The following is a 25,175-nucleotide window of genomic DNA, read 5'->3' as shown; positions in this document are numbered from 1 at the left end:
TCAATAAGCATGTGTGCAATTTAATAGCATAAAGCTAATAAGAAGAATTAGCTAAAGGCTTGTGTTTACATTAGCTTTAGGCTAATCTTTGGGTTATGAAACTAGCCGACTACCTATCTCAAGAACGGGGACGCCAATCCGCACTGGCGAAATCTATCGGCGCGCACGCTCCCGATGTGAGCCGGTGGGCCAGCGGCGCGCGACCCGTCCCGGACAAATATGCCTTTGCTATCGAGCAAGCCACTAACGGGAAAGTGACGCGCAAAGAGCTTTGCCCTGACGACTGGCAGCGGTACTGGCCTGAGCTGAAAGAGCCCACCCATGCGTAGATCACTCATTGCTTCCCTCGAACACCATCCGAAGAAAAATCTTCTCGACTTGCTCTTGGGTCGGCTCTCCGTACTTGGCAACCGCCAGCGCAATGGCCGCGTCAATAAGCGCCTGCAGCTCGTCGCCTTCGGGCACTTCGAGTCGGATGTCCATTTAATGCACCGTCACGCAATCAGCCTGCGCCCCGCGCTGGGCACACCAGACCAGCCACGCGTACACGCCGGTTATGTGGCCGTCGGTCGGATCGTCGAACGTTTCGTAGGCCAGATTGATGGCCTGATCAAACAGAGCCTCAGCATCGTATTCAGTCATTGCCAAATTATCGGCGGCACAGGGCAGGGTGGACATTCGTATTTTCCGTGGTGGATCGCAATGCCTACATCGTCTCTTTTTTTTGCGCAAAGGGGGTACACAAATGGGTTCAAATATTAATGCCCGGTTTGAAGACCCTGCTTATCAGGTCGAACTGGCGCTTACTCGCAGGCCGACTCAAGCCGATGTCGCCATAGAGACGGTGCGCAAACAAAGAAGTGCCGCTGCCGCCTTTACGCTGGCCTGCGGCGCATCAGGCCTGGAAGACAAGGAAATCTACCTCGCCATTGGTATTGATGCTGGTTATTTCAGCAATATCAAGAAGGGGAAAGCAACATTACAGGCAGACCTCGTAAGCCTCTTTTGCAAGCAGGTAGGCAACACCATCTATCCAGAGTGGCAGGCATACCAGCTTGGCTGCACCCTTGTCATGATCAAGTCTGAGGCTGAGCGCCGCATCGAAGATCTGCAATCCCAACTTGATAAAGAGCGCGAACGCCGCGCGTGGGCAGAGGACATTGCACTCGGACGAAGGGCAGCGGCATGACCCAACACAACCTTTCCTTCGTCACTGGCCGCCAGCTACGCGATGCCGGCATGCACACAGCTATCGGCCATGCTGCAGCTACACATGACGACTGGCCCGAGCAAGCCTTTGAGGCCTTGCAGACCTATGTTGCGACACACCCCGGCAAGGAATTCATGGCCGAGGATGTACGCAACTACGCCTATGACGTACTCGCGATTCCATACCCGCCGCACTGCCGGGCCTGGGGATCCATTATTGCCAGGGCCGCCCGTGAAGGGATGATTCGCCGCGTTGGGATTGGGCCGGTCAAGACAGCCAGTAGCCACATGGCGAATGCGTCGGTGTGGAGGGCTGCGTAATGACCGCCCCTATCCAGCCGCTCGATTTCTTGCAAGGCACAACGGTAGTTGATATCGGCGATTTGCGTGTAGCCAGAGGCAGGACACGGCGCGCGTGGTCATCGTGCAAGCATATGGCTCTGACGTACGACACACAAGAGCGCCGGGTGTATTGCACCGACTGCGAAACGGATGTCGAGCCGTTCGACGCCTTCATTCAATTGGTTGATTTACATGCGCATATCGAAGCGCGTATCACTCGGCTGCGCGAGGCCGAAAAACATACATTGATCATCCGTGCAGGAAAGCACATGGACGAAGCATGGCGTAGCCGACGTATGGCGCCACTATGCCCGCATTGCCGCGCCGCGATCCTTCCTGAGGATGTTGCGAATGGTGTGGCGATGGTCAACAAAGAAATGGAAATAAAGCGCCGGTCTGTCCGCGCTGCAAAAGGAGGCGCGTAATGGCTGAAATTACGCTTGTGCGCCAGCACGACATTCACCTTACCGAAGCTGAAAAGGAAATTGCACGGCGCGCCATGTTCGGCTACGTCGATGGCCTGGGCGAGCGCGGGCAAAAACAATGGCGCCGTCTCTGGAATCGCATGTTCAAGCTTGAGCCTGGCGAAATGATGCATATCCAGACCAATTTGCCTCGCAGCGGCCCATACCATCGTCGCCACATGAAAATCGAGCAAACGGTGTTCGAGGCCCAGGAGCGATTCCAGATATTCGATCAGTTCCTCTACTGGGTAAAGGTTGGAGCGGGTTGGGTCACATGGGCAGCCGGGCCATCGGGTGGCGTTGTGCCGATTCCCCGCTCCATTAGCTATGCCACAGCCGATCAGGACGAGTTCCAGCAGTTTCACGAGCAGGTTATGGGCTTTCTTCGTGGCCCCCATGCGGCTCGGTATCTCTGGCCACACCTTAAAAATGGTGCCGCTGACGAGATGATGGATTCAATTCTTATGGGGTTTCAGGAATGAATATCCAAAAAGGCGATTTGGTGATGGTAGTTAAGCCGACAGAATGCTGCGGTCTGGCCGTTGGTCTCGGCGCCATCTTCAGGGTAGAGCGGACTCTCTCAGGTCGCGGCAACTGCGGGCACTGCCAAAAGAAATTGGGCGCAGTCAGTGTCGCTTTTGGCCATAAGGGCACGACCGTGTTTCCGTTCCGCTCACTAAAGAAAATCGACCCTCCTGCTGATGGCGACTCGTTGCCTACCAGGGCTGATATTGAGGTGCCGGCATGATGCGTAGATCTGAAATTAAGCGCGGCACGTCACAACTGAAGCGCAGTCCTATGACCCGCAGCCGCGAGAAGAAGGGACCCGGCTTGGCCCAGCGGATAGCCGACTCCTTGGGTCGCGCCATCAATCACGCTCACAGCGAGCCGTCGGTCTTTCGCAGCCGGCAGCACCGGCAGAACGTTGCGGCGTTGCCGTGTGTGTATTGCGGCCTGGAAAAGAACAGCCAAGCCGCCCACCTGAACCTGTCAGCCCTGGGGAAGGGATTGGGCCTGAAAGTCTCCGACGCTCTGACGATTCCTCTTTGCTGCACACGCCTGGGTCAAATCGGCTGCCATGTCCGCCTTGATAGCTCGGGGCAGTACGACAAGGCTACTTCTGAAGCGCTGCAGCTTACGTGGATGCACAAAACCCGGAACACGCTTACCGCGCTGGGCCATTGGCCCGAGCAAGCCGAAGCCGACATGATTCATGTCGTCGGCGCCTATTTAAAGAGGGCGGCATGAAACAATCTAGTTTCTTCGATGGTTCGCGACGCCTTCAGATGACAGAAAGCATTGAGCTAACTATTCAATCGCTACAGGCCTACGGCGACGATCATCCGCATTGGGCTCTCGCCTGGTCGGGTGGGAAGGACTCATCTGCCACGCTGACGTTGATCATTCACTTGCTGGACACTGGCAAGATCACGGCACCAAAGACGTTTACGGTCTTTTATGCTGACACTCGACAAGAACTGCCACCTTTGGCGATCGCTGCGCGCCAGATCATGGATGAATTGGAAGATCGTGGTATTCGCACAGAAGTTGTCACGGCGCCGCTGGATAAGCGGTTTATGGTTTACATCCTGGGGCGTGGCGTGCCGCCGCCGAATAACAACACACTTCGATGGTGCACTCGTCAGATCAAGATCGACCCGATGCAACACGCGCTCGAGCAACGCCTAGCTGAACTCGACGGGAATGTCTTGATGATTACCGGCGTACGCCAGGGCGAGAGCGCAATTCGAGATCATCGCATTGAAATGAGTTGCGGCAAGGATGGCGCCGAGTGCGGACAAGGCTGGTATCAGAAAGTATTGCCAGAGGCGAAAGGGCTACGTGGACGTCTAGCGACGTTGGCCCCGCTCCTGCACTGGCGCGTATGTCATGTATGGGAATGGCTCAAGCATTGGGCGCCCCAGGCCGAATTCGGGGATTGGTCAACCGCCATGATTGCGGATGCCTATGGTGGCGACGAAGCCGAAGAAATCAACGCCCGTACCGGGTGCATTGGCTGCCCTTTGGCCAGCGAGGAAAAGGCGTTAGAAACCGTTCTAGCGATGCCGCATTGGGCCTATCTTGCCCCGTTGCGCGGCCTGAAACCGCTATGGCGAGAACTGCGCGAGCCCCAATACCGCTTACGCAAAGCTGGCCTGGAGCGTCGGAAGGATGGCTCCATCGCATCCAACCCGCAGCGGATGGGCCCATTGACGTTTGAAGCCAGGCTTATGGGTTTAGATCGCGTATTGGCAATACAAGTCGAATGCAATTCTGCCGCCGCACATACAGGCCGGCCGGGCATAGACTTGATCAATCCGACGGAGGAAGCGCGAATACGTGAACTGATCGCTGCCGAAACTTGGCCAGACGGTTGGTCCGGTGACGAGCCGCACGGTGATGTAATTCTGCCTGCTGTGTATCAGAACGGCTGGATTCAGCCTTTGTTGTTCAGCGAGGGGGCTGCATGAAATGGTCTGAGCAATCAATAGGCCGAGCCCTGGCGCAGCAGTTTTTCAACCGAAAGTACTTGGTGGTGGTGCCGAACTGCAACTGGACAGGATACGAGTGCGACATCCTTGCTGTCACTGAGAATCTGCGCATCATCGATGTCGAGATCAAGATCAGTCGTAGCGACTTGAAGGCCGACGCCAAGAAGGACAAGTGGGTCAAACGTACCTTCACCGGCTATGCGCCGGAAGAGCAGATCCACAACGAGCAGGGGCGGCTGATTCAGATTCGACGCCGGGCCCTTTACGATGAATTACGCCTGCAGTGGCCGCGCAAGATCTGGAAGCACTACTACGCGCTGCCTGAGGACATTTGGGAAGACAATCTGCTTGATAGCCTCGGCTCACCGGCCAGCGGCGTTCTGCTGCTCACTCAGATCGATGATCGCTTGTATGTACGCTGCCGACGGCCCGCAAAGCCATGCAAGGACGCAGACAAGCTGAGTCCGGCCACAGCCATAGATATTGCCCGCCTAGCCAGCCTGCGCATGTGGAACGCATATCAGAAATTGGACGAGGTGTCTTGCGCCCTCGTTCAAAAGACTTTTGATTCGCCGGAAGTCATGATGGGTAGTAACTCGTCAACGGAGGCCTTTTAATGGATTGGTTCAGGCTCTACGGCGATATGCCCAGCGATCCCAAGGTGCAGATGATGAGCGCGAAAGCCCATGCCCTTGCGGCTATAGCGCATGCGATAGCCTCGGAAAATCGGACATGTTACCCAAACTGGCAGGACGTCGCAAAGAAAAGCGGCTTGAGCCAAGACGAATTTATGTGCGCGTTTGATGAGCTAGTTTCGAACGGGATAGTTTTTGACGGATTTCCAAGCTTACTCGTGCTGTTGGCCGATGATTACCCTTTGGCGCCTATGTTTGGGCCGATTAACAGCGCAAGGCCAAGCGCATCGGCGTGGGCCTCAATTCGAACTCGCATATTTAAGCGTGACGACTATACATGCACATATTGCGGCACGAGAGGCGGAAGGCTGGAGTGTGACCACATAGTCCCTATTGCTAAGGGCGGCGGCCATGATGGCTCCAACTTGACCACATCTTGTTTTCGGTGCAACCGATCGAAGCACAGCAAAAGCTTGGCGGAATGGAGGTCACTATGGCCGGCAATTGGCTAAAGCTGGAAGCGAGTACGCCCGATAAACCGGAGGTCTTAGCAATAACTGTGGCTATGGGCTGGGATGATCCCGATCTTGTTGTCGGAAAGTTGTTCCGCGCATGGCGGTGGTTTGATGAGCACACCATCGAAGGTAACGCACCACGCGTTACCGTAGCGTTGCTGGATCGAATCATTGGAGTTAGCGGCTTTGCATCTGCAATGGCTGAGGTCGGCTGGCTCGTGATCGCTGATGATGGGTTGTCGTTGCCAAACTTCGACCGGCATAACGGCAAGACCGCAAAAGACCGCGCTTTGACCGCGAAACGCGTGGCGACTCATAAAGCTAACGCAAAAAGTAACGCTGATAACGTTACCGACGCGTTACCTAGAGAAGAGAAGAATAGAGAAGATATACAGAAGAAAGAAGCTAAAGCTTCTTCTGCGCCGGCTCGAAAAATCGAGCTCGACGCCGACGGCAAATGGACCGGGATACCGATTGCTCAGCGATCAACCTGGGAAACAGCCTATCCAGCCCTCAGCCTGGATGCGGAGCTCGCGAAAGCTGCCGCTTGGATCCTTGCCAATCCAAAAAACAAAAAATCGAACTACGCCCGCTTCCTGACGAACTGGCTCTCCAGGGCCCAGGACAGCGCACGGCCGGCCACACCATCGAATCAACAGCGATTCGACCCAGTGGCATTCGTAAACCGAAATAGGACTGACCATGGACGCAATCACGGCACCATTATCGACGTGTAATCAATCCGTCTGGATGCAGCAAAACCAGGCCCTTGGCATGTCGCTCATGGACCACTTGTTCAACCGCTTGGACGGTGCGTATCCCCGAAAATGGCGGGCGGACTTCCAGAACGAGATCGCCATCGCGAACTGGAAAGAGACCTGGGCGGAAGCTTTTGACGAAGAGGACGTCACGCCGACGGAGATCAAAACCGGGCTTTCGAACTGTCGTCGGATGTTCGACTGGCCGCCCTCGCTGACCGAGTTCTTGCGTGCTTGCCGTCCTGGCATGGATCCGGAGATTGCTTTTCACGAGGCGGTGCAAGGTTTGATATGCCGCCGAAGGGGAGAGCGCGGCGCATGGTCTCACCCAGCGATTTACCATGCTTCCGTCGATGTTGGTCAGCATGATGTACTGAACTGCACGTATGGCGCCGTGAAAGTGCGGTGGGAAAAATGCCTACTTGCGCAACTGGCCAAAGGAGCATGGGCTGAGATACCCGAGGCAACCATCGCGCTGCCAGCCCCAGCGAAAACGGAACAGAGCAACGCCGAGGCCAAAGCCGCCATGAACCGGATGGGCGCCGGCAATATCCTGAATAAATCCGGGCGTGAACACAAACGCTGGGCGCACAAGATTCTCGACAATCCCAAAGGAAGATCGCCAACGGTTATTGCGATGGCTAAGGCCGCTCTGGAGGGCGCTGCCGCATGACCGTCCAATGCATCGCCTGCCAGCATTTCTCCTACCAGAACGCTCCACGCCAGATAGCGTCCGATGGCGGCTATGGCCACTGCGCCTTCGACCCGGCCTGCCGATTTTCCAGCGCGATCTACGAACACCATTGCCCGAAATTCAAGGCGGCCGATAAGGAAACCGTGGATAAACGGCACGCCTGGCGCGACGAGCGCCAAGCCAAATTTGCTCGGGAGGTGCTGAAAAATGATCATTCTTGAGCTCCCGTGGCCACACGAAGACTTGAGCCCGAATGCTCGTGTGCATTTCATGGCCCTATCCCGCGCCAAGAAGAAATATCGCTCTGATTGCTGGTATCTGGCTCTGGCAGCCAGGGGTAAAGCACAAGGGCCGCAAACGCTCAGCTTTATGTTTCACCCTCCGCACAACCGCAAATACGACCGTGACAACCTCATTGCGTCAATGAAGGCCGGCATCGATGGGTTGGCTGACGCGCTCAAGATCAATGACAGCGACTTTCATCTTGGCGATATCGATATTGGCGCGCAGGCCCCAGGCGGCAAGGTTCGGGTATTCATTAGTGAAAAATCCGAATGACGACACCAAAACCCCGCATCATCCAGATCGACAACGGCAAATGGCAGTGTTCTGATGCCAACCTGACCCGTACCGGCAAAACCGCCAAACAGGCATATGACCGGTGGATGTCCGCAGTCTTGCACAACCAGGCCAAAGCCCAGCTAAAGCGCGTGCGCCAGCCGCATCAGAACCTCACTATCGCCAAGCCGCGCAAGGCCGCGCCCGTTGCGGCGCCTAACTATCACGAGTCGGTGGTGCAGCAGGTCGCCGGTACGCAGCCGCGCAGAAAGTACGTGCCGCCGGCACTGATGCGGCTCAATGGCCAGCGTGCAGCGGCATTTCAAAAACCGATGATCACGCCCAACGGCGTTGGTAATTACCGGGAATATTCAAAGGAGACGGAACGATGACACTAGCGCACGATAACGACGGGCTGTTCGAGACCGCGCACAATGCGCTGCTGTTCGCCTTCAACTTTTCAAACGAACAATATGATCGGCCATTGATGAATCGGTATGCCGATGACCCGGTCTCGTATGTCTCTAAGGAACTGTCCGGCATGGACGGGGCAGGGCAGGCCGGGATAATCATGAGTAGGCTTATGGGACTGCCCCCGCTATATCAATACATTATCTTCGCCAAATACGCGCCGCAGGTCATCAAGTGCGACTGTGATCGCGCTTGTTGTCGGGGCTATAGGGATAACCGGCTATGGTTGGCGGCGATCAGTGAAATTTCATCGACGGCACTGCGCGAGGCGTTATCAGGCTGTATCTCGCATCGGGTTTTGCGCGACGGCATCGTCAAAAAGCTTTTCGAGCGCAAGAAGGCGAAGCATAAGATCGTGCTGTCCGACCTGGCAGAGCGCTGTGGCGTTCCTCAGCGTACCGCCCTGGATCAATCTGCAAAGATCCGGCGCTGGTACCACGGGGCGAACGCAACGAAGAACCACGAGGCCATACAGGGGCATGTGCAACGGGCGGAATTGCTGGCTGAGAATCTGTTTGAATCGTGCGGAATAGTGAAAGTTCTTGACTGACTGCCAAAACACATGCAATATAGACAGTAATTTGAGATTCTCATAGTTGCGCCTAAAGCTCCGAAACAGAAATGTTCGGGGCTTTTTGCATTTTGACGTGGGGTGGCGCAGTTGGCAGCGCGCCGGGCTCACAACCCGGAGGCCGCAGGTTCGAATCCTGCCCCCGCAACCAATTTCTTGTTTGTCTCCTTGCTGGGAAACCGGCAATTTGCGGCCCTACTGTCACTCGATGGTGGGGCCGATCTTTTTGAACAGAATATGGCAAAGCGACAATCCGAACCGACGATTGTGCGCCCCGTGCCACCAGAGTCGGCTGAAGACGAGTTGTACGCCCGACTGATGCCAGCGCCAGAGGTCGGCACTTGGGTGCAAGACAGCATCTTGGCTGAAGATGGAACGCTACACAATCTAGATCATACCCACCTGATAGACGCTGATCTGTGTTTCCTGTGGGCATCATCTGCATTCAGTAAGCAAGGCCGTACCGTGGTAGGCCAGACCGAGCAGGTAATGTTCCGCGCCGGCGGCTGGCAGAAGGCCCGGCAAGAGCAGCAGATGCGCGACTGGTTCGGCCGGGTGCCGGCCTTCATCATTACCCTGGCTGCTGATTATTGCGCTCAATGCAGCGATGCTGAGTTCTGCTCTCTGGTCGAACATGAGCTTTATCACATCGCCCACGACACGGACGAATTCGGCACACCCAAGTTCACCAAGGAAGGCTTGCCGAAGCTGGCACTGCGTGGACACGATGTCGAAGAGTTCGTCGGCGTAGTGCGGCGGTACGGTCCTAGCCCTGAGGTTGCGCGCATGGTCGAAGCTGCCAAAGGCCCTGCTGAGGTGTCCAGGCTGAACATCGCACACGCATGCGGCACTTGCTTAATGAAGGCTGCGTAATTTTTACCCACTCCCTACGGATATAACATTATGGCAAAGCTCAATGAGGCGATGCAGCGCTTCATTGTGCAAGCGCTGGCCTGTTACGACACTCCCACTCAGGTGGCAGAGTCAGTAAAGGAAGAGTTCGATATCGTAGTCACCCGCCAGCAGGTGGCGAGCTATGACCCCACCAAGGTAACGAGTAAGGCGCTGGCCAAGAAGTGGCGCGATCTGTTTGCATCGACCCGCGAGCGCTTCCGCAAGGAAATTGCCGAGATCCCGATTGCTGACCAAGCATACCGGTTGCGTCAATTGCACCGCATGGTTCAAAGTGCCATGAATCGCAAGAATATCGTTCTGGCGGCGTCGCTTCTTGAGCAGGCGGCCAAAGAGCAGGGCGGCATGTTCACCAACAAGCGCGAGCTGAGCGGCCCGAACGGTGGACCCATTCCTATGATGCCTACCACTATCGAGCTGGTCGCGCCCAATGACCACAGCGAGGATTAAGTTACCGCCGAAACTGATTCCAGTTTTCAGCGGTCTAGCCCGGTACCGCGGCGCGCGCGGCGGCCGGGGCAGCGCTAAAACGCGCAGCTTTGCGCTGATGACGGCGGTACGTGCCTACATGTTTGCCGAGGCCGGTGTTTCAGGCGTAATCCTGTGCGGCCGTGAGTACATGAATAGCCTGGAAGATTCCTCTATGGAGGAGGTCAAGCAGGCGATTCGTTCGGAACCCTGGCTGGATGCCTACTTCGATATTGGCGACAAGTACATCCGCACGAAGAACAAGCGCGTGGCCTATGCGTTCGCCGGCCTGCGCCATAACCTGGACAGCATCAAGTCCAAAGCGCGGATCCTGATTGCGTGGATCGACGAGGCCGAAAACGTCAGCGAGACGGCCTATATCAAGCTCCTACCGACAGTTCGAGAAAATGGCTCGGAAGTCTGGATCACCTGGAACCCGGAAAAGGACGGTAGCCCGACCGATCAGCGGTTTGTGAAAAACCCGCCGCCCGGGTCCAAGATTGTCGAGTTGAACTATACCGACAATCCCTGGTTTCCGGATGTGCTTGAGCAGGAACGGCTTTCTGACCGTGATCGGCTGGACGATCAGACCTATGCCTGGATCTGGGATGGTGCTTACCGCGAAAACAGCGATGCTCAGATCCTAGCCGGAAAGTACCGGGTAGCTGAATTTTCGTTTGAAGATGCGTTCGATGGCCCGTATTTCGGTCTGGATTGGGGTTTTTCGCAGGATCCCACGGCAGGCGTTCGATGCGGCATATACGACCAGCGTCTATATATAGAGCATGAGGCCGGCAAGGTTGGCTTGGAGAACGATGATATAGCCAGTTTCATGATCGCCCGCCTTCCTGGTATTGAATTGCATGTGGTTCGCGCTGACTCGGCCAGGCCGGAGACAATCAGCCACGTTAAGAGCAAAGGCAAGAATGGCCAGCGCGCCAACCTGCCACGCATCGAAGGCGTGGAAAAGTGGAAGGGCAGCGTCGAGGATGGGATTGCCCATCTGCGCAGCTACAAGGAAATCATCATTCACCCACGCTGCAAAAAAACACTGCACGAGGCCAGGACATACAGCTACAAGGTAGATCGCATGACCGGCGATGTGCTCACCGACATTGTGGACGCTAACAACCACTACATCGACGCAACGCGTTATGCCCTTGGTCCGCTCATTAAACGCAGCGGCGCCTTGGGTCTGATGCTTCCAAAACGCCTTCAAGGCAAAAAATAACTATGGCCATTTTCAAACTATCCGCGCTCGATGGTGGCGTGGTGCTGATCGTGCGCGCCCGTTGCCTGACATGCGCCCGGCAGGTTGCTATTGATTATGCCGGCCCTGAGGGCACGCGCGTATGGGCCAGCCGCTCGAATTCGACGGTAGATCTGATCCGAGACCCCGAGAGTCACGGCTATCTGAGCGAAGGCAAGAGCGGCCTTATCAAGCGAATTGAACATGACTCAACCGAATAACCTGACGCTGGCCGTCAATCATGCGCTGAACGATGCCAGGATGGCCCGCGCACGCATGGGCTTGCTGACTGGCGGTTATGCCCTGGACGACAAGCGCAAATGCAGCGCTTGGGCGGAATATGGATTTCCGACCGATGTTACCTATGACATGCTATTCGGGCTGTACCGTCGCGGCGGTCTGGCCCATGGCGCCGTCAATAAGGTCATCGGCGCATGCTGGAAAACTAGCCCGTGGATTATCGAAGGTGACAAGCTAGACGAAGCCAAGAAAGAAACGCCTTGGGAGAGTGCCGCTACCCGCACATTGACCGCCCGCATTTGGCGCTCTTTCGCTGAAGGGGACCGGCGCCGCCTTGTCGGGCGCTACTCTGGCCTGTTGCTGCACATCAACGATAGCCAGGGCTGGAATAAGCCAGTTGCCAAGGGCAAGAGCTTGGTCAAGGTCACGCCCGCTTGGGCCGGGGCCCTCAAGCCGTCGAAATTCGATACCGACGAGAATTCGCAGACCTACGGCCAGCCCACCGAGTGGGAGTACGCCGAAACCCGGCGCGACGGCATGGTGGGGCGTCGAGTCAAGATTCACCCTGATCGCGTATTCATTCTTGGCGACTGGGATGGCGATGCTATCGGATGGCTGGAGCCGGCCTACAACGCGTTTGTGTCACTGGAGAAAGTCGAGGGCGGTAGCGGCGAATCGTTCCTGAAGAATGCGGCGCGCCAGCTCAATATCAATTTCGACAAAGAAATCGACTTTGCGAATCTCGCCAGCATGTACGGCGTGTCAGTGACCGAGTTGCAGGAGAAATTCAACGAGGTTGCGGTAGAGATGAATCGCGGCAATGACGTTGTGTTGCCCACTCAGGGCGCGACGGTTACCCCGCTGGTTACTGCGGTGGCCGACCCGGCCCCTACGTATGGCATCAACCTGCAGACGGTTTCCGCTGCGCTGGACATTCCCAGCCGCGTACTGGTTGGCAATCAGCAAGGCGAACGCGCCAGCACTGAGGATCAGCGATATTTCAATGCCACTTGCCAGTCTCGTCGCATGAATCTTTCATTCGAGATCGAAGACTTCGCTGATCACCTAGTGCGCATCGGCATCATCAAGCCGGTTGGTGAAAAAACCGTCATGTGGGATGACCTAAACGAACAGACAGCGGTCGAAAAGCTGGAAAGCGCTCTGAAAATGAGCCAGATCAATCAAACCTCCATGGCTACCGGCGAAGCCGTGTTCCAGAGCGACGAAATCCGCTCGGCCGCCGGCTATGACGCGGATGGCGCGCAGCCGCTGGATGAGGATGAGGATGAGGATGGCGGCGAAACCTAAATCACCGATCCTACCGAGTAATCCTGCTGATCCCACTGGCGTTGATCGCCTGGAACGGGGCGCGATGCGTGAGTTTGCCAAGCGTATGCGCAAGATTCGGGACGGCTACATAGCGGTTCTCAAGCGTATCCCCGCAGAGCTTGCGGTGAATGAGCGCTACACGTTCAGGCTGGACCAGTACGTTTTGGAGGCGCTTTACGCCGAGTTGTCTATTGTCGTCGATAGCGTCCTGCTGGAGGGCGGCGCTCGCGACAACTGGTTCCTTCGCGCTTATGCCGAGGTGTCGTACCAGCGTGGCACGGCTCAGGCGCATGTGAATCTGGCGCAGCAGTCCGAAGCCTACAAGGCCGGGCGTATGTCGCTGGACAGCTTATTGCGCTCACCGCCATATCAGGCCCGTGTGGCACTGGTCAGGGCTCGAGCGTTCGAAGAGATGAAAGGTCTGGCCGCTGACGTAAAGGCCAGGATGGGCCGTATTCTGGCCGATGGCATTGGTCGCGGCAAGAACCCGACCGTTATTGCCAAGGAACTCACAAGCCAATCGGAAGGTATAAGTGCCGGTCGAGCTCGAAACATTGCTCGAGCGGAGATACCCATGGCCTTGCGCCGGGCACGTTGGGATGAAAAGGACCAGGCCGAAGAAGATTACGGCGTGCAATCCAAATTGATGCATATATCCGCGCTCAGTCCGACGACGCGCATTACGCACGCAGCGCGCCACGCGAAACTTTTCACTTCAGGCGAGGTGCGCGATTGGTACAGCAAAGATGGTAACGGAAATAACTGCAAATGCGCCCAGACAGAGGTTTTAGTGGATGACGACGGTAAGCCGCTGGTGCCTGGTATCCAGGCACGTGCGCGTAAGAACTATGACGTCATGAAAAAGAAAGGCAAAGGCCCTTGGGCCAAGGAATAGGCCATGAAAACAAACAAAGTCACGTTGCGGGTCAACCGCGGCGATGTCGACCAAGTGCAAGTCAATGTCACGACGCAAGTCAACGCCAAGCAAATCCGCAAGATTACGCACAACGGGCGCGAGCACTGGGTGCTACCCAGCTATACGCTGCCTGCCAACGTCATTATGAACGGCGGCCTGTACCCGGCCAGCGAGATCGATGCCCACTATCAGGGCCTGGAGGGCACGCTGGCCCCGCTCGGCCACCCCACGGTCGATGGCAAGTTCGTGTCCGCCTTCAGCCCCGAGGGCATCAATGTGGGCTATGCCGGGGCATTCAACCGCAACGTCAAGAAATCCGGCAATCGGGTCTATCTGGAAAAGTGGGTAGATATCGAGGTCGCAGGCCGTACCGAACAAGGCCGCGAGTTGCTGGAACGTGTTGAAGCGCTGGAAAAGGGCGAAGACGTGCCGCCCATCCATACCAGCGTGGCTGTGTTTCTCCAAGAGATCGAGCCCAACGAAGAGCAGAAAGCCGCCGGCGCGGAATGGGTCGCCAAGATCAACGGCATGGATCACGATGCCATCCTACTGAATGAAGTGGGCGCGGCTACCCCAGAGCAGGGCGTCGGACTCATGGTCAATGCTGACCAGGCCAAGCCACTGGCGGCGAACTCAGGCGCACTGGTGGGCGAGTCCTACCGTGAACGTGAGCAGCGCCTGGATCGGGCCGCCAAGGAGCGTTTCGCCCCGGGCGGCGATGACTATGCGTGGATAGCCGACTTTACCGATACCCAAGCCATCATCGTGCGCAATGGCGGAGTAGCCGAGGTCTATGGCTACACCACGGAAGGCGGCAAGATCGTATTCGGCGATTCCGGTGCCGCTGTTGTCCGCCAGGAGTCCTGGGTGGCGATGATTGCCAACAGCGTTAAGAAGATTTTCAACCATCAGGCCCGGCCTGATAAAACCATGGAGGGCGATATGCCTCTAACCCCTGAAGAAAAGGCCGGCCTCGTCACTGATGTCGGCGCTGCTGTTGCTGCCAATGTGGCGGAGCAGCTCAAGCCCCTGACGGATGCCGTTGCGGCATTGCAGGCCAATCAAACGGCGCTATCCGACTCGCTGACGGCCAACGCCCGAGCCGAGGAAGTTGAAAAGCGCAAGGCCGTAGCCGAGAAGCATGGCGAAGTAGTTGCCAATGCCTTGTCCGGCGATGCGCTGGAAGCGATGTACAAGTCGCTGGGCACCGCCGCTCCTTTGGCGGGCAACTCCGGCCAAGAGCAGGCCGAGACCGGCGCGCCCGACCCCGCAACCTACTTCGGAGGTAAGTAATCATGGCACGCTATCGTCGCGTCAACATTGACGGCAAATCCCTCTTCAAGACGGAAACGCGGCTGCTTGCGGCTGCTACCTATCCCGGCACCTTCGCCGTGATCAACGGCAGCGACAAGTTCGCCCAATCCGCCGCTGTGGCGGGCCGGATGTACATCATCGACTGCGCCCATCACGAAGGCCTGGGCATCGAGGATCAGATCCCCGCAGACCACTCGGCCATCGGCAACTATCTGGAAGAAGGCCGCGAGTTCGCGGTCCGTATGGCGGCCGGGACCTATAAAAAGGATCAGGCTGTCACGGTTTCGGCTAGCGGCCTCGCGATCCCGGTACCAGCGGCAGCCGGCACCTATTCGGTGATCGGCTATATCCAGGACGACGTAACCACGACTGCGGTGGATTTCATCCGCATTCGCGCTCGCGCCTCTTCCGTAACTGTGGCATAAGGAGCCAGGACTATGTTTTTTACCCCTGAAACGCTGGCCGCGAACAGCCGCATGCGTGGTCATTGGACAGAGCTGTGGGCAAACCGCAATCAGTTCAATTCCCAGCAAGCCATGATGGTCAACGCATATCGCGCGACCATGACCCCCGAACAGATCGCCTGCAACGCCGTCGCCGGCCTGGGCCGTGACTTCTGGGCCGACGTTGACCGCCAAATCATCCAACTGCGTGATCAAGAAGTTGGCATGGAGATTGTCAACGATCTAATGGGCATTCAGACCGTGCTGTCGGTGGGCAAAACGGCCAAACTGTACAACGTGGTTGGAGATATCGCCGACGACGTATCGGTCAGCCTGGACGGTCAGGCGCCGTACTCGTTCGACCACACCGACTATGGCAGCGACGGCGACCCGATCCCGGTGTTCTCCGCCGGGTTCGGCGTGAACTGGCGCCACGCGGCCGGCCTGCAAACGGTCGGAATCGATCTGGTGCTGGATTCGCAAGAAGCCAAAATGCGCAAGTTCAACAAGAAGATTGTTGCCTATACGCTGGACGGTAGCGCCAACGTTCAAGTCCAGAATTACCCTGCGCAAGGTCTGCGCAACCACCGCAATACGGTCAAGATCGACCTGGGCGCCGGCGGGGCGGGCATCAATCTGACCACGGCCACAGCAGCGCAAATCATCGCGTTCTTTGGAACTGGCGCATTCGGCCAGACCGCGCGCACCAATAAGGTCGTCGCTTATGACGTCCTTTGGGTATCGCCCGAAATTTGGGCGAACTTGGCCCAGCCGTACGTGGTCAACGGCGTCATCAGCGGCAACGTGCTCAATGCCATTCTGCCTTTCGCGCCAGTCAAGCAGATCAAGATGACCTACGCGCTCACGGGCAACGAGTTCCTTGGCTACGAGCGCCGTCAGGATGTGGTTACACCGCTGGTAGGCATGACCACAGGCACGATGCCGCTACCGCGTCCGCTGCCCAACACCAACTACAACTTCCAGATCCTCGCGGCCATGGGTATCCAGGTCAAGAGGGATGACGACGGCCTGTCGGGTGTTGTGTACGGCGCTGACCTAACATAAGGAGGGTGAAATGGCTAAATACCAAGTAGTCCGCCCGTGGTTCGGCGTGGCAATGGGGCAGATCGTGACCTTGAAAGAGGTTCATCCTGCGTTGCGTGCCAATGTCATGTTGGTGAGCGAAGGTGCGCCGAAGGAATCGGATGCCGCGGCCAAGGTGCTTGATGCGGCCCGGGCAGAGGCGCAATCCATCATCGATGCGGCTAAAGCCGAGGGCCAGGCCATCATCGATGCGGCCCGGGCAGAGGTCGAAAGCCTCATTGCAAGCGAAGTCGCTGAAACTGCGTCTTTGACGCCAGCAACGCCGGACGCAACGTCCGACAAGCCCAAAGCAACGCCGAAAGGCAAGTAACCGCCACCTTCGGGTGGCTTTTTAACGGCCCTGCCTCATGGTGGGGCCGTACCTATTTCTGGGTTCAGACATGATCACAACCGAGCAAGCCGCCGAGTATCTGGCGAGCGTGGGCGTCAATCTGCCTGATTTCATCCTGGCCGCGCTCGTTGAGCAGGCCAACACCATAAACGATTGCCTGGCCGAGCACTATTCGCCCGCCGTGGCGCTGTTGATTCAGTGCTACTTGCTGGGCTTGATGGCTTTGGGCCAGGGCGACCGCTACATCAGTAGCCAGACCGCCCCATCGGGGGCCTCGCAGTCGTTCCGCTATATGGCGTTTGCTGATCGCTGGCGCAGTCTTATGGGTCTGCTTCGCGGCCTGGATACCTACGGTTGTGCGACTGGCCTTGTTCCTCCAGACCCGACAGCCGTGGCCCACGGCGGTATCTGGATCGGCAAGGGCGGGCGCTTTTGCGAGGGCTCGTAGCCAATACTGTTTATCTGCTCAGCAATGAGGTAAAATGGACGAGCCCGCAAAGTGCGTCAACACCGTGCGGGCTCTAACCACAACATCATTCATTGGAGGAATGACAGCATGGCTACGCCAATTTTACATCACGTTGAAAGTGATGAATATCTGATTTCTGGTGTTTACGCTATACGAAATCGAGTGACGGGAGACTTCTATGTTGGGTCTTCCAAGAATATAAGAAACAGATGGGCGGTACATAAGTACCAGTTAAGCAAAGGAACTCATGGAAGCTCAAGGCTTAGAAATGCTTGGGGGGAATACGGGGAGGCGGCTTTCGAGTTTCTGCTTCTCAAGATTGTTTTAGGCTCAAGGGCTGAAATATATGCGGCTGAACAGCAATACCTGGACAGCTTCAAGCCCAGCTACAACATATCAGCAAGCGCCATAGACAGTTCCGGCGTCGTTCCCTCAGAGGAAGCGCGTCGAAAAATGTCAGAAGCCAGAAGCGGGGAAAAGAATTATTGGTTTGGCGTAAAAGGTCCAGCCAACCCGGCGTATGGAAGAAAGCAGCCTGAGCGCCTCAAGGCTCTATTGTCTGAAATGCGGAAAGGGGAAAAGAACCCTATGTATGGCATCACGCCGCCGCACGCGAAACTGACGGACGATCAGGTCAGGCAGGTCAGGGCTTTGCTCGCAGAAGGAAGAACGATGGCTTCGATAGCCGAGGCGTATGGAGTGTCCATAGGGGCAATCAACCATATAAAGCATGGACGATCCTATGTGCGAGTTGCGTAGGAAAATAGGAATGGCCCGCTTCGGCGGGTTTTTTAATGGACGCAGACTATGTGCAGCGCTGTCGCTAGATGGAGTTATCAGAACACGGCAACGGTCAAGCCATTCGTATCTTTGGACGACTGGACCGGTGCAACCGTGTACGGCCCTGAGTACACGATTGCCTGCACATGGACCGCGGACTCGGAGCAGGTACGCGAGACTGGCGGTCAATCCGGCGCGCGTGGCGCTGAGTTCGTCTCCAAGCACATCATCTTTACCGAAGATAAACGCCCCAAGTATCTGGACATGATCATGTTCGATGGATCCGATGGTTGGGAAGAGATCCGGGCTGTGACCGGCTGGGATATGTCCAGCCTTGGCGAGCCCGATAGCCCCGACTTTAAGCTGGTGACATAGCCATGCCTGCAAAGGGAATAGAGCGCGTGCGCAAGAGCTATCGTCGCACGGTGGAGCGCATCGCCGGCCAAGTATCGGAAGGGGCCGTGTACGAAATCCTATCGCAGGGCGGCGCAATGGCAGCGACCATGACGCCGATTGACACGTCGAATCTGATCAACAGCCAGTATGCGCCGCAAATTGAACAGAACAAGGGCAAAGTGTCCGGCCATATAGGCTACACAGCGGAGTATGCCTCTGCCGTGCACGAAGCACCCGGAACCCTGGCGGGCCAGCCGCGCAAGAGCGGAAATGGCGATTACTGGGACCCGAACGCCGAGCGGGAGTTTCTTTCCAAAGGCTTTGACGAGATCAAGCCGGCCATCCCCGCCATCTTGAAACGGAACTACCGCAATGCTTAACGAATTCAAGGAATGGGCCGAGGCCGTGCTTGGCTCGGCCTACGTCTATTCCATGGGCATGTGGACGGATCGGCCTGGAATCGCAGAATCAAAAATTTGCGCTATTCAGGGGAACGGCGGCCCAGGCCCAGACGTTGATGACCGGCGCGCACGGTTTCGCGTGATTCTGCTGGGGCCTGCCAATGGCCGGCAGCATGCGGCAGCGATCATGGCAGACGTGCAGGCCTTGGCGCTTGCCGCGCTGGGCGATTCAGTCCCGTGTGGCGCGGCTCGGGTGCGCGCTATCGGCGAGCCCACCGGGCCAGGCTACACCAACGAGACCCGAGCATGGTTCTCACTCGATTTTGAAGTGCTTTTCTGACCGCCTCCGGGCGGTTTTTACTTTCTGGAGGCCACCAAATGGCATGCAATAAAACGAAATACACGGGCCGTGACGTGGTCCTGGAATACTTCATCGGCTGCGGCGACGCGTTGCCGGCTGAGGCCGATTGGAAGCGCTTTGGGTCGATGCGGACCAAGGAATTTACCCTTGAATGGGAAACCGCTGACGGAACTGCCGATGATTCGGTAGGGGCGCTGCGTGAGAACCTTGCGACGTTTCAGAGCCTGTCCATTTCCGGCGATGGCACGCTCAAGGCATCCGGCAGCGGCTCGGCCAACCTGATCGAAATGACCAAGCACGTGGCCAATCCCACGGCAACCGGCGGCGAACCAGTGGCCTGGATGCGCATGACGTTCCCGGACCTGACGTTCGTTGCGTTCATGCTGGTCACCAACATGAGCCGCAGCGCGCCTTACGACGACGTGGCCACGTACAGCCTGGAAGCCAGCGCTACCGCGTCCGACTTCGGTCTGATCGTTACCGACACTCCAGATCCGGATGCGCCAGCAGTGACTTCAGTAGAAGTCGTGCCGGCCACTCTGGCCATGACTGTGGGCGAAACCTACGACCTGGAATCCGTGGTGCTACCCACTAATGCCAATCAAGGCGTGACGTGGTCTAGCTCTGTGCCTGCCGAGGTTTCGGTGAATGCGGTAACTGGTGCGGTTGAAGCGCTGACCGCGACCACCACTACAGCGACCATCACAGCGACAAGCACGGACGATCCGACCAAGACCGATTCTTGCGTCGTTACCGTGTCGTAGTCATTTACGGGGCTGGTCGGGCATGCGCTCGACCTGTCCAGCCGCTGCACCTAATCCTGTTCCGTACTGGCTTTGGGCTGTGCTGTAGTCGATCAAGGTGTCATTCGCGTCAAAGCGAAGCGTTGCCATGTTCGAGCGTGAGTCCGCGCCACCAATGAAGGCCCCGACGAACGGAATGTAAGTTTCAGGTCGGGCGCTTGATTCAACGTAGTTGTAGACCACCGTTACGGTGCCATCGGACTGGCGCATGGTTGTGGTCGGCTGACCTAGTGCCGCGATCACCTCGGTCTTCGTGGTTTGGCCTTTGGTGAATTTTGATACTTGATCATCAGTCACCCGCACGCCCGATGATGCACAGCCTACAAGTAGGGCGACGAGAAAAACCGCAACGAATCGAATCATGAGCACTCCAAGTTTATTGAGCGAATGTAACAGAATGAGCGGCCCATGCAAATCCTAACCGAGATTGGCGAGATCGGCGTCTATATGGGCGACGAGTCATATTCGCTTCGGCCTTCACTTTATGCGATGACGCGCTTGGGTGAGCCCGCAGACATTGTGTGCACTTATGCGAACGTCATGGCAGGCGACCTGCAAGATGCACTTGCTGTCATATTCGCATGCTGCGAAGCCGACTTATCTGCCGTATTCGGATGTTTTGAGAGCACAGAAGCAGGCTTGAAATACGTCGCTGGTTCCGCGCCTCAGGAGCATGTTGTTCCGTTGGCTCAGTGCCTGATGAAGCATGGCATTACCGGTGCGCTTGAGCCGTTACCGCGCCGTCACGACGAGGATCCGGAGTATGTCGTTCGGTTCCTTGCGCGCGATCATGTGGCACTGGCAATGGCTCATCTTGGCATGAGTGAAAAGGACGCCTGGAATATGACCATGACAAGTCTGGTCGGAGCATTGCGCGCCAAGTTTCCGCAGCAAGAAAGTAATGCGCCCGGGGCCAGGGCGCCAAGCAAAGAAGAGCACGAAGCCACGATGGAGTGGTTTGACAAGATAGAAGCAAAGCGCAAGGCAGCGCAAGGGGCGCATTGATATGGCGGCACAAGGCGAAAATGTAGGCGGCATCTACTACGAAGTCGAAGCGGATACGTCCAAGCTGGTCAATAGCAGTCAGAGCGTTGATAAGTCGCTCGATGGCATGAACAAGCGCTTTGCGCAGACAGACAAAGCCGCTGCCAAAGCTGACATGCGCATGACGAAAGTTGCCGCGTCAGTGCAGCGAATGGGCCGCGAGTCCGGCATAGCCAGTGTCGCTATGGGCGCCTTAGCGAAAGTAGTGTCTGGAATCGTTTCGCTTAAAACAGCCGTCATGCTGGTGCAGATGGCAGAAGCCTACAACGAAATGGCCGAGCGGATTGCCATGGCGACAAACGGCACTCGCGAATTCAATATGGTGCAGGACCGGCTGCTGTCCACAGCCAACGGAACTTACCGAGCGCTATCCGAGGCCCAGGAGGTCTATATTCGTACCGCTGACTCATTGCGGTCGATGGGCTACAGCACTGAGCAGGTCCTGGACATTACCGATTCACTGTCGTATTTGTTTGTGACCAATGCCGCCAGTGCGGATCGCGCAAGCACGGCCATTTCTGCATATTCCAAGGCAATAAACAAGGGGAAGGTCGAGTCGGACGCGTGGGAATCGATTATTGCTGCCACGCCTTCGATCATCAACGACATTGCCGAGGCCAGCGGGAAGAGCGCAGCCAAGATACGCGAGTTAGGCGCTTCAGGAAAAATAACGGCGAAGGAGCTTAATGAAGGGCTGCGCCAGTCCTTGCAGAGCAATAAGGCGGCTGCGGATGGCATGGCCACGACAGTTAAGGATGCGCTGGTCGCTGTGCGCAACAACCTTTCAGTGCTTGTCGGCAAGGCGAATCAAGCCACAGGCGTGACGGATGACCTGGCTACGGCAATTAAGGGTGTGGCAGAGGCCATTCAGAGCGTTGACGTAAACGAGCTTGTGCGCCAGGTCGACGCTCTTCAAGTGTCGATGGTCGCCGTTAATGACTTGGCTGGTGACTGGCTCAAGCCATTCATGGTAAGCACCGATGAGGCCGCATCCTATCTGCCGAAGTCTTTCGCTGACTCCGTACTTAACACCGCAAAGGAGATAGACGGCCTTTCGATGATCTTTACTGGTACGGTAGGCGCAATCCAGGGGATATGGCAGGCTCTGGCGAACAACATACCGGCATTTTTCAAGAATGCATATAACTCGGCTTTGTCAGATGCTGCTAGCTTCGTGAATGGACTGGCAGACATCATCAATCAGCCGCTTCAGGCATTTGGGCGTGAAGGGATTGGCAAAGTATCGTTTGGGGCCGGCGAACAGAAGAAGATTATCAGGCTCGCCGATGCGGCAAAACAAGGGTGGAATAACGCTGCTAAATCTGCTGGCGCCTATGCCGCTATCGCAGGCGGCATGGAGGATCGCGAGCTTCTTCGGTCGGTGCTTGCTTGGGGAGAGGCCTATGAAACATCTGGCGCACGAGCGAAGAGCGCAATTCAAGGCGCTACTGATGCAACCGAAAAGCTAACGGCCGCGCAGAAGAAGGCGATCAAAGATCAAGAAGCAAACAAGAAAGCCATCGATGATCTAGCGCAATCACTGATGCTCGCAGCGATATCCGGCGAAGAGTTGGCCGTTGCCAGGGCGAAGCTTGCATTGAATCCCGCTGCGACGGCAGATGAAGTTGCCCAGGTAGAGGCTTTGGCCCGCGCCCTATGGGCAGTAGATGAGGTGGAGAAAGCCAAGAAGAAGTTTGGCGACGATCCAATGAAGTACATCAAGGGCGACGTGTCGCCGCTATCGGGAGGCGCTTTTGATGACCAGACGGCGCGATACGAGGCTGAGGCGGTCGCTGAGCAAGAAAGGTACACGGCGCAGCTTATCCGATTGCAAGAGGCGCTGAATCTGCAACAAGTCACTCGAGAGCAATACGCAGCCCAGGAGCTGGCGTTCGCACAAACTCACGCCGATCGCATGGCGCAGATCGAAGCGGCAAAGCAGCAAACCATGCTTGCGGCAGGTGAAAAGGGCTTTGGCGCCATGGCCGATGTCCTGAAAAAATCACAAGGGGAGCAATCTGGCATTTACAAGGCGATGTTCGCTGTATCGAAAGCATTCGCAATTGCGCAATCAATCGTTGCTATTCAGACGGGGATTGCGCAGGCCGCTGCGTTGCCTTTTCCTGCCAACTTGGCGGCCATGGCGGCAGTGGCAGCAGAAACCGCAAGTATTGTCGGCACCATTACCAGTGCAAATTTTGGTGGCGGACGCCAATACGGGGGCCCTGTTGCTGGCTCCGGCATGTACCGCATCAACGAGACCGGCGCGCCCGAAGTGCTGAACACCGCCAGCGGCAAGCAGTACTTGCTGCCCAACACGCGCGGCCAGGTCGTGAGCAACAAGGACGCAACCAGCGGGTCTGGGGAATCGGCTCCGCGTGTTACGGTCAACCTCATTGAGGATGCTTCGCGCGGCGGCCAGGTCGAGCAGACCCAGGGCGACCAGGGGCAGATCATTGATGTGTTCGTTGCTGATATCCGCGGTGGCGGCAAGGCTTCGCGAGCCATGGAATCAACGTATGGACTTCGGAGGCAAGGGCGATGATTGAAACTGATATCGACTACCCGGAGGGGCTGCCGAATCCGCTTCGGGAAGGGCATAGTCTTCGCCCTGTGTCACCTTTTATGATTACCGGCATGCAGTCAGGGCGCTCTCGCTCGCGGCGGGCATTTACGAGCGTGCCGACACGGGGCACATGGGACTTCCTCTTCAAAACCGACAATCATGCAGCCGCGTTTGAGGCGTGGTTTCGGGATGCGATCCATGACGGCGCGGACTGGTTCAACATCGAGCGCAAGACGCCCTTAGGCTTAATTAAGCTGGTGTGCAAGTTTACCGACGTGTACACCGGCCCGACCCTGATCGGTCGAAGCTCGTGGCGATTCTCTTGTCCGCTAGAAGTCTGGGAACGCCCGCTCATGCCAAAAGACTGGGGTAATTTCCCTTGGTTTGTTATTGACGCCAACATTTTCGACCTGGCTATGAATCGGGAGTGGCCCGAATCATGACTATGGTAGCTGTTTGGTATGCCAGCGCGCCGACCGATGAGGTGGCGATTGCTTCACTCGAGATTAATGTTCCGGGCCATGATCCAATCCGCATTTGCAATGGGTACGAGGATCAGTGGCTCGGCATTGAGGGCATATACCGGCTTTTCGAAGCCGAATCGCTGTCTGTGGCTTTGCCCGCCAAGAACACAACAGGCCAGCAGACGCTCAGTTTCGGCGTGCCCGGCGTAAACGGCATTGCGCAGCGCTATGTCGATGACGCGCTGGAGGCTGGTGAGGTTGTGACGATGACCTATCGCATGTACTTGGTGAACGATAAATCTGCGCCGGCTGAGCGCCCGAAGATCATGACGGTGGTGGGCGGTGGCTTTGAGGGCGCAGATGCGACATTCGAAGGTTCGTACTATGACCTTCTGAATTCAGCGTGGCCGCGCGAACGGTACACAGTCGAATCGGCGCCAGGCGTGCAATACCTATGACCATTGACGATCTACTGAAGACTCGGTATGTGAAGTACGGGCGCGGGCCGAATGCCTATGACTGCTGGGGCTTGTCGAGGGTCGGGCGTGTCGAGTTATTCGGGCGCGAGTGGCTGCCCAGCTTTGTGGATATTGACCCCGATGACAAAGAGGGTCTTACCGTGGCCGCACTGGACGTGCGCCGGGCCGGGGCTTTTGAGGAAGTGGGCTTTGTGCCCGGCGCCATCGCGACGGCCTGGCGCGCGCGTCTATGCGTCCACGTCGGGCTGGTGGTCGAGGCCGACGCCAGACTGTGGATTCTTGAGACCGATGTCGGCACCGGCCCGACCCTTACCAGGCCTAGCCAGTTCGAGCGCCGTTATACGAAAGTGATTTGCTATGACAATTAAAGTCTATCCTTCGCTCATGCCCGGGGAGC

The 25,175-nt window shown here is 56.9% G+C and carries 40 protein-coding genes and 1 tRNA gene; 38 read left to right on the top strand and 3 right to left on the bottom strand.

Annotated elements, in window-relative coordinates:
- Nucleotides 1-95: 95 nt before the first annotated feature.
- Complete coding sequence (locus tag DFR37_RS10975; RefSeq protein WP_113933278.1) at nucleotides 96-329, top strand: transcriptional regulator; 234 nt, start codon at nucleotides 96-98, stop codon at nucleotides 327-329.
- Between the two features lies 1 nt (nucleotide 330).
- Here the strand turns inward: DFR37_RS10975 and DFR37_RS23000 are convergent, their stop codons facing one another.
- Both DFR37_RS23000 and DFR37_RS10970 read right to left on the bottom strand, forming a co-directional pair.
- Entirely contained in the window at nucleotides 331-483 is a 153-nt protein-coding gene (locus DFR37_RS23000) for a hypothetical protein (protein ID WP_170139887.1), read from the bottom strand.
- On the bottom strand, nucleotides 484-678 hold the full coding sequence (locus tag DFR37_RS10970; protein ID WP_113933277.1) for a hypothetical protein: 195 nt from the start codon (nucleotides 676-678) through the stop codon (nucleotides 484-486).
- A 67-nt stretch (nucleotides 679-745) separates the two neighbouring features.
- On the opposite strand from DFR37_RS10970, the gene DFR37_RS10965 reads away from it, so the two are divergent.
- The 32 genes from DFR37_RS10965 to DFR37_RS10810 all read left to right on the top strand — a co-directional run bounded on the left by DFR37_RS10965 (nucleotide 746) and on the right by DFR37_RS10810 (nucleotide 20,186).
- Nucleotides 746-1,189 (top strand): transcriptional regulator, encoded by a 444-nt coding sequence (locus DFR37_RS10965; RefSeq protein WP_180148040.1) that lies wholly within the window; start codon nucleotides 746-748, stop codon nucleotides 1,187-1,189.
- Nucleotides 1,186-1,530, top strand: a complete 345-nt coding sequence (locus DFR37_RS10960; RefSeq protein WP_113933276.1) for a hypothetical protein — start codon at nucleotides 1,186-1,188, stop codon at nucleotides 1,528-1,530. The genes DFR37_RS10965 and DFR37_RS10960 overlap by 4 nt, the downstream gene beginning before the upstream one ends.
- The gene (locus DFR37_RS10955; protein WP_113933275.1) at nucleotides 1,530-1,976 is read left to right on the top strand and encodes a hypothetical protein; all 447 of its coding nucleotides are present in this window, start codon (nucleotides 1,530-1,532) and stop codon (nucleotides 1,974-1,976) included. The genes DFR37_RS10960 and DFR37_RS10955 overlap by 1 nt, the downstream gene beginning before the upstream one ends.
- Nucleotides 1,976-2,497 (top strand): DUF1367 family protein, encoded by a 522-nt coding sequence (locus tag DFR37_RS10950; RefSeq protein WP_113933274.1) that lies wholly within the window; start codon nucleotides 1,976-1,978, stop codon nucleotides 2,495-2,497. Before DFR37_RS10955 ends, DFR37_RS10950 begins: the two co-directional genes overlap by 1 nt.
- The gene (locus DFR37_RS10945) at nucleotides 2,494-2,763 is read left to right on the top strand and encodes a hypothetical protein (protein WP_113933273.1); all 270 of its coding nucleotides are present in this window, start codon (nucleotides 2,494-2,496) and stop codon (nucleotides 2,761-2,763) included. The genes DFR37_RS10950 and DFR37_RS10945 overlap by 4 nt, the downstream gene beginning before the upstream one ends.
- Entirely contained in the window at nucleotides 2,760-3,263 is a 504-nt protein-coding gene (locus tag DFR37_RS10940; protein ID WP_113933272.1) for a hypothetical protein, read from the top strand. The genes DFR37_RS10945 and DFR37_RS10940 overlap by 4 nt, the downstream gene beginning before the upstream one ends.
- Nucleotides 3,260-4,486, top strand: a complete 1,227-nt coding sequence (locus DFR37_RS10935) for a phosphoadenosine phosphosulfate reductase domain-containing protein (protein ID WP_113933271.1) — start codon at nucleotides 3,260-3,262, stop codon at nucleotides 4,484-4,486. Before DFR37_RS10940 ends, DFR37_RS10935 begins: the two co-directional genes overlap by 4 nt.
- Complete coding sequence (locus tag DFR37_RS10930) at nucleotides 4,483-5,124, top strand: hypothetical protein (protein ID WP_211317241.1); 642 nt, start codon at nucleotides 4,483-4,485, stop codon at nucleotides 5,122-5,124. The genes DFR37_RS10935 and DFR37_RS10930 overlap by 4 nt, the downstream gene beginning before the upstream one ends.
- Nucleotides 5,124-5,654: an HNH endonuclease gene (locus DFR37_RS23545; protein WP_211317240.1), complete on the top strand. Its 531-nt coding sequence runs from the start codon at nucleotides 5,124-5,126 to the stop codon at nucleotides 5,652-5,654. The genes DFR37_RS10930 and DFR37_RS23545 overlap by 1 nt, the downstream gene beginning before the upstream one ends.
- Complete coding sequence (locus DFR37_RS23135; RefSeq protein WP_242341826.1) at nucleotides 5,588-6,394, top strand: hypothetical protein; 807 nt, start codon at nucleotides 5,588-5,590, stop codon at nucleotides 6,392-6,394. Before DFR37_RS23545 ends, DFR37_RS23135 begins: the two co-directional genes overlap by 67 nt.
- Entirely contained in the window at nucleotides 6,360-7,088 is a 729-nt protein-coding gene (locus DFR37_RS10915) for a replication protein P (protein WP_170139886.1), read from the top strand. The genes DFR37_RS23135 and DFR37_RS10915 overlap by 35 nt, the downstream gene beginning before the upstream one ends.
- Entirely contained in the window at nucleotides 7,085-7,330 is a 246-nt protein-coding gene (locus DFR37_RS10910; protein WP_113933269.1) for a hypothetical protein, read from the top strand. Before DFR37_RS10915 ends, DFR37_RS10910 begins: the two co-directional genes overlap by 4 nt.
- Complete coding sequence (locus tag DFR37_RS10905; RefSeq protein ID WP_147251614.1) at nucleotides 7,317-7,667, top strand: endonuclease; 351 nt, start codon at nucleotides 7,317-7,319, stop codon at nucleotides 7,665-7,667. Before DFR37_RS10910 ends, DFR37_RS10905 begins: the two co-directional genes overlap by 14 nt.
- Nucleotides 7,664-8,059 carry a hypothetical protein gene (locus tag DFR37_RS10900; protein ID WP_113933267.1) on the top strand — a complete coding sequence of 132 codons (396 nt, stop codon included), beginning with the start codon at nucleotides 7,664-7,666 and terminating at the stop codon, nucleotides 8,057-8,059. Before DFR37_RS10905 ends, DFR37_RS10900 begins: the two co-directional genes overlap by 4 nt.
- Nucleotides 8,056-8,688, top strand: coding sequence for a hypothetical protein (locus DFR37_RS10895; RefSeq protein ID WP_113933266.1), 633 nt, complete (start codon nucleotides 8,056-8,058; stop codon nucleotides 8,686-8,688). Before DFR37_RS10900 ends, DFR37_RS10895 begins: the two co-directional genes overlap by 4 nt.
- A gap of 96 nt (nucleotides 8,689-8,784) precedes the next feature.
- Nucleotides 8,785-8,860: transfer RNA gene (locus tag DFR37_RS10890), tRNA-Val, on the top strand.
- A gap of 86 nt (nucleotides 8,861-8,946) precedes the next feature.
- Nucleotides 8,947-9,582 carry a putative metallopeptidase gene (locus DFR37_RS10885; protein WP_147251613.1) on the top strand — a complete coding sequence of 212 codons (636 nt, stop codon included), beginning with the start codon at nucleotides 8,947-8,949 and terminating at the stop codon, nucleotides 9,580-9,582.
- Between the two features lie 30 nt (nucleotides 9,583-9,612).
- Nucleotides 9,613-10,071, top strand: coding sequence for a DUF2280 domain-containing protein (locus DFR37_RS10880; RefSeq protein ID WP_113933264.1), 459 nt, complete (start codon nucleotides 9,613-9,615; stop codon nucleotides 10,069-10,071).
- Nucleotides 10,052-11,320, top strand: a complete 1,269-nt coding sequence (locus tag DFR37_RS10875; RefSeq protein WP_113933263.1) for a PBSX family phage terminase large subunit — start codon at nucleotides 10,052-10,054, stop codon at nucleotides 11,318-11,320. The genes DFR37_RS10880 and DFR37_RS10875 overlap by 20 nt, the downstream gene beginning before the upstream one ends.
- Before the next feature lie 2 nt (nucleotides 11,321-11,322).
- On the top strand, nucleotides 11,323-11,559 hold the full coding sequence (locus DFR37_RS10870; protein ID WP_170139885.1) for a hypothetical protein: 237 nt from the start codon (nucleotides 11,323-11,325) through the stop codon (nucleotides 11,557-11,559).
- Nucleotides 11,543-12,886 (top strand): anti-CBASS protein Acb1 family protein, encoded by a 1,344-nt coding sequence (locus DFR37_RS10865; protein ID WP_113933262.1) that lies wholly within the window; start codon nucleotides 11,543-11,545, stop codon nucleotides 12,884-12,886. The genes DFR37_RS10870 and DFR37_RS10865 overlap by 17 nt, the downstream gene beginning before the upstream one ends.
- Nucleotides 12,870-13,802 carry a phage minor head protein gene (locus tag DFR37_RS10860; protein WP_113933473.1) on the top strand — a complete coding sequence of 311 codons (933 nt, stop codon included), beginning with the start codon at nucleotides 12,870-12,872 and terminating at the stop codon, nucleotides 13,800-13,802. Before DFR37_RS10865 ends, DFR37_RS10860 begins: the two co-directional genes overlap by 17 nt.
- Nucleotides 13,803-13,805: 3 nt before the next feature.
- On the top strand, nucleotides 13,806-15,116 hold the full coding sequence (locus tag DFR37_RS10855; protein ID WP_113933261.1) for a hypothetical protein: 1,311 nt from the start codon (nucleotides 13,806-13,808) through the stop codon (nucleotides 15,114-15,116).
- A 2-nt stretch (nucleotides 15,117-15,118) separates the two neighbouring features.
- The gene (locus DFR37_RS10850) at nucleotides 15,119-15,562 is read left to right on the top strand and encodes a hypothetical protein (RefSeq protein WP_113933260.1); all 444 of its coding nucleotides are present in this window, start codon (nucleotides 15,119-15,121) and stop codon (nucleotides 15,560-15,562) included.
- Nucleotides 15,563-15,574: 12 nt separating this feature from the next.
- Nucleotides 15,575-16,645: a major capsid protein gene (locus DFR37_RS10845; RefSeq protein WP_113933259.1), complete on the top strand. Its 1,071-nt coding sequence runs from the start codon at nucleotides 15,575-15,577 to the stop codon at nucleotides 16,643-16,645.
- A 10-nt stretch (nucleotides 16,646-16,655) separates the two neighbouring features.
- Entirely contained in the window at nucleotides 16,656-16,994 is a 339-nt protein-coding gene (locus DFR37_RS10840; protein WP_113933258.1) for a F0F1 ATP synthase subunit B family protein, read from the top strand.
- Nucleotides 16,995-17,064: 70 nt separating this feature from the next.
- Nucleotides 17,065-17,463 carry a DUF7370 family protein gene (locus tag DFR37_RS10835; RefSeq protein WP_113933472.1) on the top strand — a complete coding sequence of 133 codons (399 nt, stop codon included), beginning with the start codon at nucleotides 17,065-17,067 and terminating at the stop codon, nucleotides 17,461-17,463.
- A 108-nt stretch (nucleotides 17,464-17,571) separates the two neighbouring features.
- The gene (locus DFR37_RS10830) at nucleotides 17,572-18,243 is read left to right on the top strand and encodes an NUMOD3 domain-containing DNA-binding protein (RefSeq protein ID WP_113933257.1); all 672 of its coding nucleotides are present in this window, start codon (nucleotides 17,572-17,574) and stop codon (nucleotides 18,241-18,243) included.
- A 135-nt stretch (nucleotides 18,244-18,378) separates the two neighbouring features.
- Nucleotides 18,379-18,639: a hypothetical protein gene (locus DFR37_RS10825; RefSeq protein WP_211317239.1), complete on the top strand. Its 261-nt coding sequence runs from the start codon at nucleotides 18,379-18,381 to the stop codon at nucleotides 18,637-18,639.
- Nucleotides 18,640-18,641: 2 nt separating this feature from the next.
- Nucleotides 18,642-19,040, top strand: coding sequence for a hypothetical protein (locus DFR37_RS10820; protein ID WP_113933255.1), 399 nt, complete (start codon nucleotides 18,642-18,644; stop codon nucleotides 19,038-19,040).
- On the top strand, nucleotides 19,033-19,401 hold the full coding sequence (locus tag DFR37_RS10815; RefSeq protein ID WP_113933254.1) for a phage tail termination protein: 369 nt from the start codon (nucleotides 19,033-19,035) through the stop codon (nucleotides 19,399-19,401). Before DFR37_RS10820 ends, DFR37_RS10815 begins: the two co-directional genes overlap by 8 nt.
- 38 nt (nucleotides 19,402-19,439) lie before the next feature.
- Nucleotides 19,440-20,186 carry a phage tail tube protein gene (locus DFR37_RS10810; RefSeq protein ID WP_113933253.1) on the top strand — a complete coding sequence of 249 codons (747 nt, stop codon included), beginning with the start codon at nucleotides 19,440-19,442 and terminating at the stop codon, nucleotides 20,184-20,186.
- Here DFR37_RS10810 and DFR37_RS10805 read toward each other — a convergent pair whose 3' ends face one another.
- The gene (locus DFR37_RS10805; RefSeq protein WP_113933252.1) at nucleotides 20,187-20,588 is read right to left on the bottom strand and encodes a hypothetical protein; all 402 of its coding nucleotides are present in this window, start codon (nucleotides 20,586-20,588) and stop codon (nucleotides 20,187-20,189) included.
- A gap of 177 nt (nucleotides 20,589-20,765) precedes the next feature.
- On the opposite strand from DFR37_RS10805, the gene DFR37_RS10800 reads away from it, so the two are divergent.
- The 5 genes from DFR37_RS10800 to DFR37_RS10780 are packed head-to-tail and all read left to right on the top strand — an operon-like array spanning nucleotide 20,766 to nucleotide 25,146.
- Nucleotides 20,766-21,230: a DUF6246 family protein gene (locus DFR37_RS10800; RefSeq protein WP_170139884.1), complete on the top strand. Its 465-nt coding sequence runs from the start codon at nucleotides 20,766-20,768 to the stop codon at nucleotides 21,228-21,230.
- 1 nt (nucleotide 21,231) lies between these two features.
- Entirely contained in the window at nucleotides 21,232-23,814 is a 2,583-nt protein-coding gene (locus DFR37_RS10795; RefSeq protein ID WP_113933250.1) for a tape measure protein, read from the top strand.
- A complete protein-coding gene (locus tag DFR37_RS10790; protein ID WP_113933249.1) occupies nucleotides 23,811-24,278 on the top strand; it encodes a hypothetical protein in 468 nt (155 codons plus the stop codon). Before DFR37_RS10795 ends, DFR37_RS10790 begins: the two co-directional genes overlap by 4 nt.
- Complete coding sequence (locus DFR37_RS10785) at nucleotides 24,275-24,757, top strand: DUF1833 family protein (protein ID WP_113933248.1); 483 nt, start codon at nucleotides 24,275-24,277, stop codon at nucleotides 24,755-24,757. The genes DFR37_RS10790 and DFR37_RS10785 overlap by 4 nt, the downstream gene beginning before the upstream one ends.
- Nucleotides 24,754-25,146, top strand: coding sequence for a hypothetical protein (locus DFR37_RS10780; protein WP_113933247.1), 393 nt, complete (start codon nucleotides 24,754-24,756; stop codon nucleotides 25,144-25,146). The genes DFR37_RS10785 and DFR37_RS10780 overlap by 4 nt, the downstream gene beginning before the upstream one ends.
- The last annotated feature ends 29 nt before the right edge of the window (nucleotides 25,147-25,175 follow it).

This window comes from Eoetvoesiella caeni (genome assembly GCF_003315175.1).
Taxonomy (GTDB): domain Bacteria; phylum Pseudomonadota; class Gammaproteobacteria; order Burkholderiales; family Burkholderiaceae_B; genus Eoetvoesia; species Eoetvoesia caeni.
Note: the sequence above shows the minus strand (reverse complement) of the source record. Positions and strands in the feature narration are given on the sequence as shown.